This is a genomic window from Geotalea toluenoxydans JCM 15764 (assembly GCF_001311985.1).
Classification (GTDB): Bacteria; Desulfobacterota; Desulfuromonadia; order Geobacterales; family Geobacteraceae; genus Geotalea; species Geotalea toluenoxydans.
This window is the reverse complement of the sequence record NZ_BBCJ01000009.1, coordinates 114,378-130,263: the sequence shown is the minus strand read 5'-3', so window position 1 is coordinate 130,263 and position 15,886 is coordinate 114,378. Positions and strand designations below refer to the sequence as shown.

General features: G+C 55.5%; 20 protein-coding genes and 1 pseudogene. 7 read left to right on the top strand and 14 right to left on the bottom strand.

The window, feature by feature from the left end; translation table 11 throughout:
• Positions 1 to 12: 12 nt before the first annotated feature.
• The 3 genes from JCM15764_RS26305 to JCM15764_RS07790 form a co-directional block, all read right to left on the bottom strand.
• Positions 13 to 666, bottom strand: coding sequence for a HAMP domain-containing protein (locus tag JCM15764_RS26305; protein WP_279384325.1), 654 nt, complete (start codon positions 664 to 666; stop codon positions 13 to 15).
• Positions 605 to 1,312: a PDC sensor domain-containing protein gene (locus JCM15764_RS07800; RefSeq protein WP_054694283.1), complete on the bottom strand. Its 708-nt coding sequence runs from the start codon at positions 1,310 to 1,312 to the stop codon at positions 605 to 607. Before JCM15764_RS07800 ends, JCM15764_RS26305 begins: the two co-directional genes overlap by 62 nt.
• Positions 1,313 to 1,686: 374 nt before the next feature.
• Positions 1,687 to 1,911, bottom strand: coding sequence for a hypothetical protein (locus tag JCM15764_RS07790; RefSeq protein ID WP_054694275.1), 225 nt, complete (start codon positions 1,909 to 1,911; stop codon positions 1,687 to 1,689).
• 102 nt (positions 1,912 to 2,013) lie between these two features.
• On the opposite strand from JCM15764_RS07790, the gene JCM15764_RS07785 reads away from it, so the two are divergent.
• Positions 2,014 to 2,676, top strand: coding sequence for an FKBP-type peptidyl-prolyl cis-trans isomerase (locus JCM15764_RS07785; RefSeq protein WP_054694273.1), 663 nt, complete (start codon positions 2,014 to 2,016; stop codon positions 2,674 to 2,676).
• Positions 2,677 to 2,762: 86 nt separating this feature from the next.
• On the opposite strand, the gene JCM15764_RS07780 is transcribed toward JCM15764_RS07785, so the two are convergent.
• Positions 2,763 to 3,224, bottom strand: coding sequence for a YbhB/YbcL family Raf kinase inhibitor-like protein (locus JCM15764_RS07780; protein ID WP_054694270.1), 462 nt, complete (start codon positions 3,222 to 3,224; stop codon positions 2,763 to 2,765).
• A 182-nt stretch (positions 3,225 to 3,406) separates the two neighbouring features.
• Here JCM15764_RS07780 and JCM15764_RS07775 point away from each other — a divergent pair, with 182 nt between their 5' ends.
• Positions 3,407 to 4,336 carry an MBL fold metallo-hydrolase gene (locus JCM15764_RS07775; RefSeq protein ID WP_054694267.1) on the top strand — a complete coding sequence of 310 codons (930 nt, stop codon included), beginning with the start codon at positions 3,407 to 3,409 and terminating at the stop codon, positions 4,334 to 4,336.
• Positions 4,337 to 4,428: 92 nt separating this feature from the next.
• On the opposite strand, the gene JCM15764_RS07770 is transcribed toward JCM15764_RS07775, so the two are convergent.
• The 6 genes and pseudogenes from JCM15764_RS07770 to JCM15764_RS07745 form a co-directional block, all read right to left on the bottom strand.
• Positions 4,429 to 6,066 (bottom strand): fatty acid--CoA ligase, encoded by a 1,638-nt coding sequence (locus JCM15764_RS07770; protein ID WP_054694263.1) that lies wholly within the window; start codon positions 6,064 to 6,066, stop codon positions 4,429 to 4,431.
• 184 nt (positions 6,067 to 6,250) lie between these two features.
• Positions 6,251 to 7,694, bottom strand: a pseudogene (locus JCM15764_RS07765) (glyceraldehyde-3-phosphate dehydrogenase).
• A gap of 76 nt (positions 7,695 to 7,770) precedes the next feature.
• Positions 7,771 to 8,295 carry a PaaI family thioesterase gene (locus JCM15764_RS07760; protein WP_054694260.1) on the bottom strand — a complete coding sequence of 175 codons (525 nt, stop codon included), beginning with the start codon at positions 8,293 to 8,295 and terminating at the stop codon, positions 7,771 to 7,773.
• A 54-nt stretch (positions 8,296 to 8,349) separates the two neighbouring features.
• A complete protein-coding gene (locus JCM15764_RS07755) occupies positions 8,350 to 8,994 on the bottom strand; it encodes a serine hydrolase (protein WP_243688579.1) in 645 nt (214 codons plus the stop codon).
• Between the two features lie 14 nt (positions 8,995 to 9,008).
• The gene (locus JCM15764_RS07750; protein WP_054694254.1) at positions 9,009 to 9,329 is read right to left on the bottom strand and encodes a BTB/POZ domain-containing protein; all 321 of its coding nucleotides are present in this window, start codon (positions 9,327 to 9,329) and stop codon (positions 9,009 to 9,011) included.
• A gap of 57 nt (positions 9,330 to 9,386) precedes the next feature.
• Complete coding sequence (locus JCM15764_RS07745) at positions 9,387 to 9,689, bottom strand: DUF3862 domain-containing protein (RefSeq protein WP_243688567.1); 303 nt, start codon at positions 9,687 to 9,689, stop codon at positions 9,387 to 9,389.
• A gap of 193 nt (positions 9,690 to 9,882) precedes the next feature.
• Here JCM15764_RS07745 and JCM15764_RS07740 point away from each other — a divergent pair, with 193 nt between their 5' ends.
• Positions 9,883 to 10,749, top strand: coding sequence for an AraC family transcriptional regulator (locus tag JCM15764_RS07740; protein WP_054694251.1), 867 nt, complete (start codon positions 9,883 to 9,885; stop codon positions 10,747 to 10,749).
• 91 nt (positions 10,750 to 10,840) lie between these two features.
• Complete coding sequence (locus JCM15764_RS07735) at positions 10,841 to 11,263, top strand: pyridoxamine 5'-phosphate oxidase family protein (protein ID WP_054694371.1); 423 nt, start codon at positions 10,841 to 10,843, stop codon at positions 11,261 to 11,263.
• 65 nt (positions 11,264 to 11,328) lie between these two features.
• Here JCM15764_RS07735 and JCM15764_RS07730 read toward each other — a convergent pair whose 3' ends face one another.
• From JCM15764_RS07730 to JCM15764_RS07715, 4 genes are all read right to left on the bottom strand, one after another.
• Positions 11,329 to 12,123 (bottom strand): sulfite exporter TauE/SafE family protein, encoded by a 795-nt coding sequence (locus JCM15764_RS07730; RefSeq protein WP_054694247.1) that lies wholly within the window; start codon positions 12,121 to 12,123, stop codon positions 11,329 to 11,331.
• Between the two features lie 166 nt (positions 12,124 to 12,289).
• Positions 12,290 to 12,982: a YiaD family glycine zipper/OmpA-like lipoprotein gene (locus JCM15764_RS07725; protein WP_243688578.1), complete on the bottom strand. Its 693-nt coding sequence runs from the start codon at positions 12,980 to 12,982 to the stop codon at positions 12,290 to 12,292.
• Positions 12,983 to 13,230: 248 nt separating this feature from the next.
• Positions 13,231 to 13,656 carry a cupin domain-containing protein gene (locus JCM15764_RS07720; RefSeq protein ID WP_054694243.1) on the bottom strand — a complete coding sequence of 142 codons (426 nt, stop codon included), beginning with the start codon at positions 13,654 to 13,656 and terminating at the stop codon, positions 13,231 to 13,233.
• A 59-nt stretch (positions 13,657 to 13,715) separates the two neighbouring features.
• Positions 13,716 to 14,306 (bottom strand): TetR/AcrR family transcriptional regulator, encoded by a 591-nt coding sequence (locus tag JCM15764_RS07715; protein WP_054694240.1) that lies wholly within the window; start codon positions 14,304 to 14,306, stop codon positions 13,716 to 13,718.
• 203 nt (positions 14,307 to 14,509) lie between these two features.
• On the opposite strand from JCM15764_RS07715, the gene JCM15764_RS07710 reads away from it, so the two are divergent.
• The 3 genes from JCM15764_RS07710 (at position 14,510) to JCM15764_RS07700 (ending at position 15,836) form a co-directional block, all read left to right on the top strand.
• Complete coding sequence (locus JCM15764_RS07710) at positions 14,510 to 14,803, top strand: VOC family protein (protein ID WP_439645270.1); 294 nt, start codon at positions 14,510 to 14,512, stop codon at positions 14,801 to 14,803.
• A 35-nt stretch (positions 14,804 to 14,838) separates the two neighbouring features.
• Positions 14,839 to 15,174: a DoxX family protein gene (locus JCM15764_RS07705; RefSeq protein WP_243688565.1), complete on the top strand. Its 336-nt coding sequence runs from the start codon at positions 14,839 to 14,841 to the stop codon at positions 15,172 to 15,174.
• Positions 15,175 to 15,317: 143 nt separating this feature from the next.
• Positions 15,318 to 15,836 carry a superoxide dismutase family protein gene (locus tag JCM15764_RS07700; protein ID WP_054694238.1) on the top strand — a complete coding sequence of 173 codons (519 nt, stop codon included), beginning with the start codon at positions 15,318 to 15,320 and terminating at the stop codon, positions 15,834 to 15,836.
• Positions 15,837 to 15,886 lie beyond the last annotated feature (50 nt).

Below are 15,886 nucleotides of genomic sequence, written 5' to 3'. Positions count from 1 at the left end.
GCATCGCCTCTGTTACCGAATAGGGGGGCTCACCCTGCTTATCTCCTGAATAGTCAGGTTAATGGCCTCTGCCGCAGTATATCCATACATATCGCACATGGCGTAGTTCACATCGATGATCCGGCCATTGCCGATTTCATGGATAAAAATTGCATCGCTGAGGTGATCGAAGATCGCCCTGAATTTCGCCTCGCTTAGCTTGAGCTGTGCTTCAGCCGCATCTTTTTCATGCAGTCTGGCGCTCAGAGCTTCTGTCATGGCATCAAAGGAACGGGAGAGAATGCCCAACTCGTCGTGGGAGGGAAGAGCAGTCCTGACGGAGAGATTGCCATGAGCCACCTCCCGGGCTGCCGACGACAGCTGCTCCAGGGGCGTTGTCAGATACCGGCCTGCCAGCAGACTGCTTAGAGCTATGGTTAACAGTGTGGCAAGGAAAAGCACTGCCACAGAAGTAAGGATAAACCGGTTTGCGTCAGCCATGGCCACTTCATGGGGGATGGTAATCCGGATGTACATGTAGGGTTCCCCATCTTGTTCCAGCCGGATTTTTTTGAAGGCGAACAGCTTCTTCACCCCGTCCAGCCCTACCTTGACAAAGGTCCCTTCATCCCCGCCACCACGCAACAGTCCGGTAATCTCCAGCCTGTCGTGACTGCCGACTTTCAACCCTCTTACGCCAGGGTAGGTGTAGATGATCATCTCTGTGATCGGAAATGGTAAGGTTGCAATCGGCCGGAAATCCCTGCTGGTTGAAGAAAGTTTCAAACTGGTTCAAGTCCAGGATGGCAAAAATTACGGCCTGCGGCTCTCCGGATGCATCAAGGACCGGCAAGGCAAAATGCAACGAAGCCTTTCCCAAGGTCCTGCTGATGGCAAGCTCTCCAACGCTGAAGCGCCTGTTTCGAAGAGCATCCCGGAAATACTTCCGGTCCCCGATGTTGAAGCCGTGCGCCAGCGAGCGGGTTCCCGAGGCAATCAGGTAGCCCTTGGTGTCGGCAATGCCGATATTGGAGCTGGAAGAACCCTGGCTCATTGTTTCCTGGAGAATCCGAGCGCATGCGCCCCTATTCCTTGCTTTGATATCAGGATGCTGGGCCAGTGCACTTAAAAGGTGGCGCAGCCCCTCGACCTGGGCGTTATGGCGGTAGGCAATGGCTTGTGCAGTTACGATAGCGGCATGCTCAGATTCACGGTAAGCTCCCTTGTAATTGCCATACAGAAGCAAACCGACCGCCAACACCAGCGGCAATCCGGACAGCAACATGATGCCAAGAAGCTTTGTCCTTATGGAACACCATTTTGAAAAAGCCAATTTTGATTCTCCTGCACCCATGGAAACTACATCTCATTTCTGACTTTTCGGTCTTGCCCAAGAACTAATTGAAAGAAATCGTCACCATAACCCAAAAAAAGATTCTTCTGACATTTCCCGGGGAAAGCAGTCGTGGCGACAGAGCGAACGGACGATGTCGCGACTGCCTTTTATTTCCACAGAATTCCCGATGAACCAAAAAAAAGCGGCCATAGGCCGCATATCCAAGACATTGTAGATGCAATTTATCGTTGGTTCTGCACCCCGAAACCTGCCTTTTTCCATGCCTCGACTCCGCCCAGCAGAGCTGAGACATTGACGAATCCCTGCTTCCGGTATTCTTCCGCCCGACCGGCGGAGGTGTGCTCGGTGGGTCAGGCACAGTAGAAAATGATTTCCTGCCCTTTGTCCAGTGATGGAGCGCGTTCCCTGAACTGGGCAAGGGACATTCCCCCCGCGAGCATCATGCCTTTGCAAACATCTTCGCTTTCATAGGCGCAGACAAAGAGGGCCTTTCCTTCCTCCACCCTGCGGTGGGCATCCGAAACCGTAATGCGTGCTGTTTCTCCCATGGTGGTCTCCTTTATACTTTTATCCATCTATTTTAGCTCCCTTTCAAGGTAAAACAATTTGCGGGATTGATTCCTAAAAAAATGCTGATATTATTTAGCCTGTTCACATTAATTCAAAGAGAGGAACTTATGCAAAGAGTCATCATCGCTATTCTGATCACCCTCATCGCCGCCCCTGTCTTCGCCGCTGAAGAGCCGAAGACGGAAGAACAGAAGACCCTTTATGCCATCGGCACGGTCATCGCCCGTCAGCTGTCCGTCTTCAACCTGACCCCCTCCGAGTTGGAACTGATCAAGCAGGGATTGACCGATGCGGTAACCGGCAAGAAGCCCCTTGTGGATGAAGCCGGTTATACGGCAAAGATACAGGAACTTGCCACTGCCCGGCGCAATGCCCAGGGAGAAAAGCTTGCCGCCGAGGCGAAAGAATACGTGGAAAAGACGGCAAAGGAAAAGGGTGCGGTTAAGGCTGCCTCCGGCATGATCTACCTGCCGATCAAGGATGGCAGCGGAACCAGTCCGAAAACAACGGACAAGGTAAAGGTTAATTACCGTGGCACCCTTGTCAACGGTCAGGAGTTCGACAGCTCCTACAAACGGGGACAGGCCGCCGAGTTTCCCTTGAACCAGGTAATCCCTTGCTGGACCGAAGGGCTGCAGATGATGAAGACCGGAGGCAAGGCAAAGCTCATCTGCCCGCCTGAAATAGCCTACGGCAAGGCAGGTTCCGGCGCCATTCCCCCCAATGCCACGCTGGTCTTCGAAGTCGAGCTGTTGGACATCGTCAAATAGCAGGAAATCCATGCAGAGCTGGCACGGCATTTCAGTAGAGGAGGGGCAGTGATCACACCTGCCCCTCCTTTTTATTCAAGAGGCTTTTACATCGGTGCCTGATTTGTTCTGGCATAGGTTCCCATCAGCTCCGTTGTCGCAAGGATATGCCCCTCCATTGCCCTTTCCAGCTCTTCCCTCGCCGCTGACCCGGCAATCTTCGGCCTGATGTCGAGAGCAAACAGTGTGAAGAAATAGCGGTGGGTGCCGGAGGGAGGACAGGGTCCACCATAGCCGCTCCTGTCCCAGCTATTGACACCCTCCTTTGCACCAAAGGGAGCGGTATGCTCCTTTATCTCCTTTATTTCCGGAGAGATATCCCATAACAACCAGTGAACCCAGGTTCCGCCCGGTGCATCCGGATCATCCATGATCAAGGCCAGCGACTTTGCCGCCGCCGGCGCGCCCTGAATGACCAGGTAAGGATTGATGTCGTCTCCATCGCAGGTATACCTGGACGGAATCTGTGAGCCATGGTGAAAAGCGGGACACGTCAGCTTGAATTCCATCTCAACCTCCTGCCTGTGAATTGATGCTCCCCTTAAATTCTTGCAGGAAAGCCGGGGAATGCAACAATGGGGCAGAGAGACCAGATGCGGATCATCCATTGACAAGTATCTTCTATTCGGCGAAAATCACCCGCCGGTAAATTTATTGCCCCTCCGATGGTCTTCAGTGAAAGGAGTTCCCATTGAATCGTAACAACCTCTTCTGCATTGATCTTGATCAACCCAGCCTGGAAGGATTCCGCAAATTCATCAGTTCCTGGCTTTACCTGGGTGAAACCTTCACCATCCTCGTCGATCCCGGCCCCCTTTCCACCATCCCCCATCTTTGCAGCGAGCTGCGCCGCAGAGGGGTCGAACGCCTTGATTATGTGCTTCTTACCCACATCCACATCGATCACGCCGGTGGAACCGGGGCGCTGCTCAAGGAATTCCCCCAGGCGACGGTGGTATGCCATCCCGAGGGAGTCCGGCACATGACGGCGCCGGAAAAACTGTGGCAAGGCACGCGAAAGGTGCTTGGCCCTCTATTGGCCGAGGCCTATGGAGAAATCGTCCCAGTGCCAGAAGGAAGAATCGGCTACGAAGAAACTATCGGAAAAACCGGCATCCACGCCTTCCTTACCCCCGGCCATGCCCAGCACCACTGCAGCTATCTGCTCGATGACCTCCTTTTCGCCGGGGAAGTGGCCGGTGTCCATTGCGAGCTTGCCGAAGGCCTCTACATGCGCCCGGCAACCCCACCCCGCTTCATTCTCCAGGTGGCACTGGACTCCATCGACCGGATGATCGACCTTGCTCCGCGCACAATGGTCTTCGCCCACTACGGCTTGGTGGATGATGCGCTGAAGCATCTGCATGTTGCCCGCAACCAGCTGCTGCTCTGGGTCAGGGGCGTTGCGTCAAACATTTCTTTGGAAGGAGCTAAACGGGAGGAAGCGATTGTCGATTGGCTATTGCAGAAGGACGAGAATTACCGCAACGTCAGCCGCCTGCCCCAGGACATAACCGTCCGTGAACGCTACTTCCTGGGCAATACCCTGCGCGGCCTCATTGAATATGTGGAAAGCCTGTCCGAAGAGGAACGGCAGACCCTGCGGGATAAAGAAAAATAAAAGGGCGGTCATCTTGACCGCCCATCAGAGAAACATCTTCAATCAACCGGCTGCTTCATATCCTGCTGCTTTTGCCGGAAAGCAGGCAACTGCTACAGGTATTTCTCCCGCAAGGCAACCTTGTTGATCTTGCCGACACTGGTCTTGTCTATCGCCTCCACCAGCCGCACCCTGGCCAGCACCACATGTTTGCTCACTACCCCCTTGTCGGCGTACTGCCGAAGGTGATGGGCAATTTCCTTCTCGTTGGCCTGTTCCCCAGGCTTTGCCACCACCAGGACCAGGGGGCGCTCACCCCACTTTTCGTCGGGCTGACCGATCACCGCCACCTCGGCCACAGCATGATGATGGGCAACGATATCCTCAAGTTCAAGGGACGAAATCCATTCCCCTGCCACCTTTATCACATCCTTGGTACGATCGGTGATCCTCACATATCCCTTCTCGTCCCGCACCGCCACATCGCCCGTGTGCAGGTACCCGCCGTCCCACAATCGCTCGGACGCCTTGTGGTCTTTCAGGTAGCCCTGGCTCAGCCAGGGGGCGCGGACGACGATCTCGCCGCTGCTCTTGCCGTCCCATGGCTGTTCCTGCATGTTGCCGTCAGCCACTTTAAGTTCGACCAGGGGGAGAGACAGGCCTGTGCGGCAGCGAATCGCCGCCTGCTCATCCGGTGACAGATCGAGCATCTCCGGAGTCAGCTGCGATATGGTCAGGATCGGGCAGGTCTCGGACATGCCGTAACCGGTAAAGACGTCGATGCCGCGGGATAGCGCATCCAGGCAGAGGGTCCGGGACATGGCCGCGCCGCCGATGATCAGCTTCCACCCGGAAAGGTCCATCTGGTCGGCATGGGGGTGCTTGAGGAGCATATGCATAATGGTCGGCACACAGTGGGAAAAGGTTACCTGCTCCTTCTCCTTCAGCTCCAGCAGAAGGTCCGGCGAATAGCGGCCGGGATAGACCTGTTTGACGCCGAGCATGGTCGCCACGTAAGGGATTCCCCAGGCGTGCACGTGGAACATGGGGGTCATGGGCATGTAGACATCGTCACGGCGAAAACCGCCATGGCCGACCACCGATCCCAGCATGGCCAGTAGTCCCATGGTATGCATCACCAGCTGCCTGTGGCTGAAATAGACTCCCTTCGGCAAACCGGTGGTGCCGGTGGTGTAGAAGGTGGTGGCGCGGGTATTTTCATCCAGATCGGGGAAATCGAAATGGGGGGCCGCCTGGGCCAGCAGTTGCTCGTACTCTCCGGCAAACTTGACAGTATGGGCGTCGCACGGCTCATCGGCAATGAGCACGTAGGTCCGCACCAGGTCGATTCGGCCACGGATCTGCTCCAGGATGGGCAGAAATTCGCTGTTGACGAAAAGGACATCATCCTCGGCATGGTCGATGGTATAGAGGATCTGCTCCGGCGAAAGCCGGACATTGATGGTGTGCAGCACCGCGCCGATCATGGGCACGGCGAAGAACATCTCCAGGTAGCGGTGGCTGTCCCAGTCCATCACCGCCACCGTGTCCCCCGGTTTTACCCCAAGACTGGTCAACACCGAAGCGAGCCTGCAGACACGTTCGCGAAGATCCCGGTAAGTGCCGCGATAGTGATGACGGTAGACGATCTCCTGGTCCGGATTGTTGACCATTGGCGTGTAGAGCATGTTCCTGATCAGCAGCTGGTAACTATGGGCGGATGGGGTGCGGGGAATCAGCAACTCATTCATTGTGTGCTCTCCTCAAAATTTACTGTAAATTCGTATATTACTTTCATCGACAGTATCCTGCCAGATCTTTGTGTTGCACCCTGGCCAGGGTCGTTCACAAGGTGCCGGGCCGGGGAAGCATTGAAACAGTAAAGGCGACCCTGCGGTCGCCTTTGCTTTCATATGATGTGGATCTGCAGACCCTTCAGCTTGGCATTGCCGGCAATTCAAGACCAGCCATCTTCTGCACCATGCGCACCACCTGGCAGCTATAGCCAAACTCGTTGTCGTACCAGACATAGAGGACACAACGGTTACCCTGGACAATGGTCGCCAGGGAATCCACGACCCCGGCATGGCGGGAACCGACGAAATCGCTGGATACAACCTCCGGCGAGTTGGTGAAGTCGATCTGGTTCTGCAGTGGCGATTCCAGCGAGATGTCGCGCAGATAATCGTTCAGTGCCTCCACTGTAGCCCCTTCCTTAAGTTCAAGATTGAGTATGGCCAGGGAGACGTTGGGGGTCGGCACCCGGATGGCATTGCCGGTCAGCTTGCCGGTCAGCTCGGGCAGGGCCTTGGCCACCGCTTTGGCGGCACCGGTCTCGGTAATGACCATGTTGAGAGGAGCGCTCCGGCCGCGACGGGAAGCCTTGTGGTAATTGTCGATGAGGTTTTGGTCATTGGTATAGGAGTGGCAGGTTTCCACATGGCCGCTGACGATGCCGAAGCGGTCGTTCACGGCCTTCAACACCGGCACGATGGCATTGGTGGTGCAACTGGCGGCCGAAAAGAGGGGCTCTTCGGCAGTAATCAGTTCGTTGTTGACCCCGGCCACCACGTTGGGAATGTCCCCCTTGCCCGGAGCGGTGAGAATGACCTTGGCAATCCCTTTCGCCTGCAGGTGCCGCCCCAGCCCTTCCCGATCCCGCCACTTACCGGTGTTATCGATGAGAATGGCATTGTGAATGCCGTACCGGGTATAATCCACATTTTCAGGGGCATCGGCATAGATGATGCGGATCATGTTCCGTTGGCGATGATGGCGTTTTCCTCTTCGTCGATGGTGATGATGCCGTGGAACTGGCCGTGGACAGAGTCACGACGCAGGAGGCTGGCCCGTTTTGCCAGGTCTCCGGCGCTCCCCTTGCGGACCACCGCCGCCTGATGCGCAATTTTTCACCGCTTCCCGCCTTTTCGATGAGTATCCGGGCCAAAAGACGGCCGATACGTCCGAAACCGTAAAGGACGATGTCCCGCGGCTCATCCAGCAGAGGCACCCGGCCGGTGTTTACCGGGGCAAGCTCGCGGCGGAGAAATTCGTCCACTGGCAACTGCCCCGCCTGTGCCTGGTAACGAATGGCCAGTCTGCCGATGTCGATGCGCGCCGGAGCAAGGTCCAGCTTGCCTACCTCCTCCAGGATGGGAAAAGTATCCACCACCGTCAGCTCTCCGTCCAGAATAAGCCTGGCAAAACGATGGGCCTTGAGAATATCGATAGTGGAAGTGTTGACCAGCGAACGGCCATAGACGGTGGTCACCACGTTATGGTCACGGTAAAGTCTGCCGATTATGGGCAGCATCTGCTCGGCTAATCCTTCATATCCCTGCCATTCCTTCAAATACGCTGTCTGCTTCTGATTCATCATTCTTCTATCCCCTCTCTTTCCGAGGCCCGTCATTGGGACCTCCCATGACATTACGCAAAACAATCCTTCAGATTTTTCATTTACCACCATCGCCCGGCAGCCGACAATCGTCGAGAAAAGCCTGCAGTCGCTGCTCTTCCACCCCAGCCAGCCCCGCAATGCGCGATAACCGCGGAAAAGCCCAGGAACAGGAACTTTCAGCAAGGATCTCACCTTCGCTGTTTTTTACCGTACCCTTTACGGCAGCCGTTTTGCTGTCGAATTCGACGATGCAGGCTTCAACTGTAAGCTCCTGCCCTGTCATGACCGGTTTCAGGAAGCGGACCGTCATCTCCCGTGTCACGCCCAGTTTGCCGTGGCGGGCCATCAGAGCCCAGGCCGATGCCTCGTCCAGAAGTGTCGTGATGATGCCACCATGGACCATCCCATCGAAGCCGCAGTAGTGCTCCGGTACGACACAGCTAGAAATGACCCCTTCTGCCGTGTGGCGGAAGCGCAGATGCAGCCCATGGGGATGATCTGCCGAACAGACAAAGCAGGAGCCGGGCCAGCGGCCACCCACTTCCGGCAGGCTTTCGAAAGATTCTTGCTCCGATGACATACGAACTCCTTCAACAGGGTGCGGTGGCAAGGGGGGAACTGAATGCCGTGGAATTTATTGCATCCCCCCTGGGCCTTTTACTGGCGAACCATTGGAAATCTCAGTGAAGATAAGGGCGGAAAGATCCCTTATTACCTCCGCCTGAATCTTCGCATCACGGCCACGTGTCATAATTCCAAGGATGTAGGGACCTTTGGGATGATAGACAATGCCGAATTCATGCAACTGCCGTTCCTCGCCCTGATTGAATTCGCCGAATTTTGCCGCTACCGGGGTGCCTTTCGGCACCCCCGCTGCAATCCCCTGGGGGAAGTCGGCAAGGGTAAGGAGTTGCAGAGCCTTTTCCGACATCTCCCGGTTCAGATAGCCCGCATTGAAGAGAATGCGGAAAAAGCCCGAATAGCCGTGGACGGTAATGTCATTATTTCCCGCACTTGTGTCGTTGTCCACATCCATGCCATCCAGCACTGCGTTCAACTCCTGGGGAGGCAATGCGTTGTAGAGCAAGGAGGTGGCATTGTTGTCGGAGTAATTGACCATGTAGTGCAGCAACTCCTCAACCGTGTACTTCCTGCCTGCAGCGATGGCACGTCTTGGTTTGATATCCTGCATTGCCGTCAGGTCTTCCTTGCCGTCATAATAAAACTGCCGATCCAGTATCCGCGGATCTTTCTCGGCACGCTTCAGCCATGCAATCATGACCGGCACCTTCATCATGCTGGCGGCATTGAATTTGGCATCTTCATTGATGCGAACCAGGGTCCGTCGAAAAGGTCCCGGAAATAAACCGACATGCCGCTGACCCTACCGGTCTGGGTCTGCTGGCGGACGAAATCCAGCACCTTGTTCTTGAAGGGAATCGGCTCCAGCCGCATACTCATCCCTTCTGGAAGTTCCACATCGAGGAGAGGACTGATAAAGCGAAAGCCGGCAATCCTGACCCGGCGGGATGCACTGTGGTCATGGGGGTGGTACCAGCCATGGGCATACCAGCCGCCACTGACCAGCAGCACTGCCGCAAAGCCATAGCACATGAATTGTCTTAATCTCAATCGGCTCATCTTAATCCGGATTTTTAAGCCTATCCCCGACTACCTGATATTTTTGCTGGTGAAGAGAATCGCCTTGTCGCCAACGAAATTCACCGTGATGTTCTTCTGCTCGTTGCCCCAGATGCAGGCAAAAAGCGCCTCGGAGCAACTGTCCGACTTGCCGAGAATACCGGCTACCTCGCCGTAGTCCATGCCCATCTTGATTTTCTCGTAATTTTCCGTGGTCAGCTTGCTGCAACCGTAGAGCACGGCAAGCATTATCAGCAGCACGAGCAAAGAAAATCTCGCCGTTGCCTTCCCCTGGCGACCCATAGAGATGTATCCGGCCTGCAATGTTTTCACGTTTACCTCCTGGTTTCAAGCGACTGACGATACCATAATTTTTTCACCTTTGAAAAGGCCTAACTCCATGGGAAAACGTTCATTTTTACTGAATCGACAGGTTGTGAGCGGCCAAAAGCGACGAAAAACACCTCAATAAAGATAGTGACATATCCCCCTCCGCTATCGTATATAATGCCCGTCCGGAGAAACTATGGAAACCAGTAAACTGGAAAAAATACGCGCCCTTGTCGGCGAGGTGTCGGAAGAACAGCTCAAATATGTTGACTGCTTCGTCGGCGATGGCATAGGGCTCTTCATTCCGGCAGTTGGTCCCTGTCTCTACGCCATTACCCGAGACCACAGTCACCCGGCATACTCCTTCGTCCTCACTTTCGACGACAAGGGTAATTTTCAGGCCAAGGGGAAAAACATCACCCCCGCCCCCGGCGAAGTAGTAGCCATCGATCCTGGATCACTGCATCATGAAGTTCCCGGACAAGAGCAGTCGCGCTACATCGCCATCCTCGTCTCCCATACCCTTCACGACCGGGAGGCGAGGCAGTACGATCTTGCCGGAAAAGCCTACGATTTCCGTCGATTTCTTCCGGGTCCGGAACTGATCAATCTACTTAAGGAGTTCATGACCGAACACGAAGCGGGACTCCCCGGCGGGGAAGCTGTGCTGGCAGCAGTCTCAATCCGCATCACCCACTCCATCCTCCGGGCCGCCCATGGTATCAATTCATCGGCGCCCCATATTTCGAACCGGATTGAAATCAATCGCGTTGTCGAATATCTCCACCATCGCTATGGTGAAAAGGTAACGGTGGACGAGATGGCTACCGTGGCGGCCATGTCATCCTCCCATTTCAGCCGCGTCTTCCGCAAGGAGACCGGTCTTTCACCGATGAATTACCTGATCGACCTGCGCCTGGCAAAAGCCCGCCGTCTCCTAGTCTCCGGCGAAACCTGCGTCACCTCCGTCGCGCTTCGTTGTGGTTTCGCCAGTCATTCCCACTTCACCGACACTTTTCGCAAACGCTTCGGTTGCCCCCCCTCGGATGTCATGACACCGTAAAAGCAGGATAACCGAAGCGAAAAGCATGAATCCGGAAGCCCCGTTGTTGCAAATCTGTTACCTTCGCGGAAAAAGAGTCGAGGAGGAGCTGATGAAAAGAGAAGAACTCATTGAGCTGATCAACAGGAATCCGGTATTCCATCTGGCAACCATCGAAGAGGGGGAACCACGGGTGCGGGGCATGCTTGTTTATCGCGCCGATGACCGGGGCATCCTTTTCCACACAGGAGCCATGAAGGATGTCCACCGGCAGATGACGGTCAATTCCGCCGTGGAGCTCTGCTTTCATGACTGGCAGGCAAACATTCAGGTAAGGGTACGAGGGAAGGCTAAACTGGTGGACGACCAGGCGCTGAAAGAGGAGATTGTCAACTCGCCGGGCCGGGAATTCCTGAAGCCATGGATCGAGGCGAGTGGCTACAGCCTGATGTCGGTTTTCCGCGTCGAGGGATGCCAGGCCCTGGCCTGGACCATGGAGAGCAACTTTGCGCCGAAGGAATGGATAACCCTGTAGATCATTGCAGAAAAGGCGGCCCCGCCGGGGTCGCCTTTTCTGCACCAAAGCCCGCCCGAAACCTGCTAAAAAAGGTCCAGCACCATCTTCGTTCCAATCACCACAAGCAGCAGCGCAAAGATTTTTTTGAGCCCCGCCACTGGCAGCGAGTGGGCCAGTTTCGCCCCAAGGGGCGCAGTGGCAATGCTTGCCGCCGCCACTCCCATGAGGGCCGGGAGATGAACGAAACCGAGAGTATGTGGCGGAAGGGAAGCAGCAAGCCCGTTGGCCACGTAGCCTGCCGCACCGGCAAGGGCGATGGGAAAACCGATTGCCGCCGAAGTGCCGATGGCATTGTGCATGGCAACGTTGCACCAGAGCAGAAAGGGGACAGACATGCTGCCGCCGCCGATGCCGACGAAGCTGGAAACCCCACCGATCAGGCCACCCACGCCGAAGATCGTGCCTTTTCCCGGGAGCTGCCGATGGGGCTGCGGCTTGATATTGAAGAACATCTGTATGGCCACGTAAAAGAGGAAAACGACAAAGAAACCTTTGAGAAACGCGGTGGAAAGCCTGGAGGCAACCCAGGAGCCGAGAAAGGTGCCGAATACGATGCCCGGGCTGATCTGCCGCACCACGTTCCAGTTGACGGCCCCCCGTGCATGGTGGGCACGGAGACTGGAGATGGAGGTGAAAATGATACTGGCCAGGGAAGTACCCAGGGCCAGGTGCAGAATATGCTCAGGAGGCAACTGCTGATAGGCGAAAATGAACGACAGCACCGGTACGATCACCAGCCCCCCGCCGACGCCGAGCAACCCCGCCATGACGCCTGCAAATGCCCCCAGTACTAAATACAACAGCCATACGGTCGCCATATATCCCTCCTGTGATGAAGGCCCCTATGATAGCCGGATAAGAAGAGGTTTTCCACCATTATTCCCCGGTCTTATCACGCCGACGCACCTGCAGCCTTTTATCAAAAAATAAAGGCGACCCCGGGGCCGCCTTTATTTTAATCTACTTTCAAATTGTAAGGTGCTGCTAGTTGTTACCGCTGTTCTGCTCTATGGCCTTCTCGTTGGGGCTTATCTCCATCTGCACCCGACGATTGAGGGCGCGGTTGGCGTCGGTGTCGTTGGCAACGGCCGGGCGGCTCGATCCATAGCCTACAGCAGTCAGCCTGGACGCAGGCACACCGTTGGCAGTGAGAAAATCACGGACCTGCTTCGCGCGCCTTTCACTCAATGGCTGGTTGATGGCATCGGAGCCGGTGGAATCGGTATGTCCCTGAACGATGATATTGGTCTCAGAGGCCTTGAGGGTTGCCGCCGCCTTGCTCAGAGACTCCTTGGCTCCCGACTTCAAGGAATCCTTGCCCAGGTCGAAGAGGATACCTGACGGCAAAGCCACATAAACCTTGTCACCGTCCCTGACCACCTCCGCTTCAGGCAGGTTTTTCTTTAAGGCTGCTGCCTGCCGGTCCATGTAATAACCGATGCCGCCGCCCACGACTGCACCGGACAGACCACCGATAGCCGCATTTCTTCCCCTATGGGTCTTTCCGCCCGCCAGCGCCCCGATACCTGCGCCCAGTGCCGCCCCACCCAAAGAGCCTATGGCGCTTCTCTTAAATTCATAGCTGCCATCGGGATTGGTTGCGCAACCAGCTGCCAGCATGGCCACTATAGATGCGCCAACAACTACTTTGATGAAACTTTTCGCTCTCACTTTCATTTCTCCTTTGATGATGATCTTGGGAACTGTCAGCACCCGCGTTTACCGCCGTAGTATAATATCGCGGACAGGAAAGAGCAAGGTTATCGATCACCGCTCATATCTGGACACCTGAAGGCCATTGACCGGAGTATCTGGTATGAAGGAAGAAAAGCAGCTGTGAAGAAGTAAGCCGCAAAGGATTACCACCGCCACCTGCAGTTGGCAGGAACCAAAGAGTCTCCATGCATTCCCCGATCACAGATACGCTACTTGGTCATCCACGAGGCTTTGGTCGCGAGCCTGACCCCATCTTCAAGTGTGGCCTGAGTCAAACTCCCCGCCTCGGCCTGGATGCAGATGAAATAGAGGTCCACATCTCCTGCCTTGTAGGCACGCTCTCCAGCCGGCGCCACGCGGATCAGGCTTCCTTCGCTCACCGGAAACTCCTCCCCATCCACATGAAAGATGCCACTGCCACCCAAAACAATATAGAGTTCTTCATTCTTGCTATGGGCATGGACAAATGGCATCCCCTTGCCGGCCGGAAGGCGATTAAGAGAGACCTCGCAGCCGGTGAGTCCCAGATCGCCGCCGATGAAGAATTTGCCGTGAAAGCCCAGAAAATCCCTTTTTAAAAGTGTTTCAAACGGCCCGGTGTGCTCTGCGGTAAAGTTGTTTCCCTGAATGGTCATTGCCTGTTCCTCCTTTTGGATTATTGTGGACCTTATGGTCCAAAAATATTTAAAAAAATTCAGTCCAGCGCCCGCAGGATAACGGCTACGATATCGCATACGCGCTGTTCATCCGCCCCACCCTTGACAACCGTCTTGATACCCCCCAGACTGCTGATCAGGTAACCGGCCAGCACCTCGGCCGCCACTGCCCTGGTTATCTCTCCCTCGGTCTGCCCCCGCCTGACCGCCTGGATGAGCAGTTCCTTCAACCCCGCGAACCCGGAAGAGACCCTCTCGGCAATGTCGCGGTCTTTCTGTGCACATTCGGTGGCGGTATTCATCAGCAGGCAACCGCGACGCATATCAATGGTGCGCCTTGCCTCTGCCGCAGAATTGAGCAGCATCCGCTCGATGAAATCCCGTCCGGAAACAGAATTCTCCAGCAGCTCGGCCAGCCCTTGGGAAATTTTTTCCCGATATAGGGAAATGCAGCGCAGAAAAAGCTCTTTCTTGCCGCTGAATGCTTGGTAGAAGCTGCTTTTGGAGAGCCCCATAGCCTGCAGCAAGTCCTGCAGTGTAGTGGCCTCATATCCCTGCGACCAGAATACCTGCATGGCGGCATTGAGTGCCTTGTCGGGGTCATATGCCAATGGTCTTCCAAGTGTCATGGGTTCCACTTTAGGACCAGATGGTCCAGATGTCAACAAAAACGTCCTGTTTTTATGATTGTAACCACAACTCAGGCGCAGGATGCCGTATAATAAATTAAGACAAACCAATATAAAAAGGAGAGTGTACTTATGGCAAATCCCTTCGTACATGTGGAGCTTGTGACCACCGATGTAGCAAGGCAAAAGCTTTTTATACCGGGCTGTTCGATTGGCAGCTGGAAGAAATACCGGGGATGGACTACACCCTGATCAAGGTGGGCGAAGGAACCGGCGGCGGCATGATGAAGACCCCGGACCCGGATACCCCCTCATGTTGGATCGCCTACGTTCTGGTGGACAATGCGGCCGCCGCCACCGAAAAGGCCCGGACCCTGGGGGCGAAGATCTGCAAAGATGTCACCGAAATTCCCGGCATCGGCTGGTTCAGCGTCATCACCGACCCCACCGGTGCGACACTGGCACTCTGGCAGATGAACCCGGCTTCTCCGAAATAACCGGAGTAAGCAGCGTATCGATCTGGAGGTGTTACATGAGACCATTCATGTCCGACTACATTCCCCACTGTTATGCATTGATGCGCATCGTGGCAGGCTTTCTGTTTCTGTGGCACGGCGCCCAGAAGCTGTTCGCTATTCCGAGCCCTATGCCGGCAGGAGTCCCCTCCTTCATTACCTATGTGGCCGGTCCCATCGAGCTGTTTTGCGGGATACTGGTTATGATAGGTCTGTTCACCCACTGGGCAGCCTTTATTGCCAGCGGCCAGATGGCCTTCGCTACTGGATCGGCCATGGAACGAAGGCGTTGCTGCCGCTTCAGAATGAAGGCGAACTGGCGGCACTGTATTGTTTTGTCTTCCTCTTCATAGCTGCCCAGGGAGGTGGAATCTGGAGCGTCGATGCCGCCAGGCAGCGTTGACGGAGTCGGCGGAGCACTCATTTGAGCCGGATTGACAGCAGGTTAAGCAATCTACACTTTTAGCACCAGAAACTAACCTACAAGGAGAAAGCGATGATCAGATCAACCACATGTCTTCTGCTGATTGCCTCTGCCACTGTTGCCGGAGCTGGCGAAACGGGAAAAACTGTTTCCTCTTCCATTGTCGACACAACCGGGAAATCGATCGGTACCGCAACCTTCGCCGAACGAAAGGGGGGCGTAGAAGTGACGGTCAAGGTGTCGGGACTCCCGCCGGGTAAACATGGCATGCATATCCATGAAAACGGCAAGTGCGAGCCTCCCGGTTTTGCCACCGCAGGCGCTCACTTCAACCCCACCGGCAGGCACCACGGTGCCGGTCACCCGGAAGGAAAGCATGCCGGCGACCTGCCCAACCTGGAGGTGAAAGGGAACGGCACCGCAGAATTAACGGCAACCGCCGAAGGTGCAACACTGGGCAAAGGGAAGACCTCGTTGCTGAAAGATGGTGGTACGGCCCTGATCATCCACGCCAAGCCTGACGACGAGAAGACCGACCCAACCGGCAACTCCGGTGACAGGATAGCCTGTGGAGTGGTCGGCGCCAGCTGATGCGGCACGGCTGAAGGGAGTAAGGCATTTATCCGCACTTATATGCGCAT

Coding starts and splice junctions, on each gene's coding strand:
- JCM15764_RS07790 (WP_054694275.1), bottom strand. CDS start 1,911: ATGGATAAAAGTATAAAGGAGACCACCATGGGAGAAACAGCACGCATT.
- JCM15764_RS07785 (WP_054694273.1), top strand. CDS start 2,014: ATGCAAAGAGTCATCATCGCTATTCTGATCACCCTCATCGCCGCCCCT.
- JCM15764_RS07780 (WP_054694270.1), bottom strand. CDS start 3,224: ATGGAATTCAAGCTGACGTGTCCCGCTTTTCACCATGGCTCACAGATT.
- JCM15764_RS07770 (WP_054694263.1), bottom strand. CDS start 6,066: ATGAATGAGTTGCTGATTCCCCGCACCCCATCCGCCCATAGTTACCAG.
- JCM15764_RS07760 (WP_054694260.1), bottom strand. CDS start 8,295: ATGTCATCGGAGCAAGAATCTTTCGAAAGCCTGCCGGAAGTGGGTGGC.
- JCM15764_RS07755 (WP_243688579.1), bottom strand. CDS start 8,994: ATGATTGCATGGCTGAAGCGTGCCGAGAAAGATCCGCGGATACTGGAT.
- JCM15764_RS07750 (WP_054694254.1), bottom strand. CDS start 9,329: ATGTGCTATGGCTTTGCGGCAGTGCTGCTGGTCAGTGGCGGCTGGTAT.
- JCM15764_RS07740 (WP_054694251.1), top strand. CDS start 9,883: ATGGAAACCAGTAAACTGGAAAAAATACGCGCCCTTGTCGGCGAGGTG.
- JCM15764_RS07735 (WP_054694371.1), top strand. CDS start 10,841: ATGAAAAGAGAAGAACTCATTGAGCTGATCAACAGGAATCCGGTATTC.
- JCM15764_RS07730 (WP_054694247.1), bottom strand. CDS start 12,123: ATGGCGACCGTATGGCTGTTGTATTTAGTACTGGGGGCATTTGCAGGC.
- JCM15764_RS07725 (WP_243688578.1), bottom strand. CDS start 12,982: ATGAAAGTGAGAGCGAAAAGTTTCATCAAAGTAGTTGTTGGCGCATCT.
- JCM15764_RS07720 (WP_054694243.1), bottom strand. CDS start 13,656: ATGACCATTCAGGGAAACAACTTTACCGCAGAGCACACCGGGCCGTTT.
- JCM15764_RS07715 (WP_054694240.1), bottom strand. CDS start 14,306: ATGACACTTGGAAGACCATTGGCATATGACCCCGACAAGGCACTCAAT.
- JCM15764_RS07705 (WP_243688565.1), top strand. CDS start 14,839: ATGAGACCATTCATGTCCGACTACATTCCCCACTGTTATGCATTGATG.
- JCM15764_RS07700 (WP_054694238.1), top strand. CDS start 15,318: ATGATCAGATCAACCACATGTCTTCTGCTGATTGCCTCTGCCACTGTT.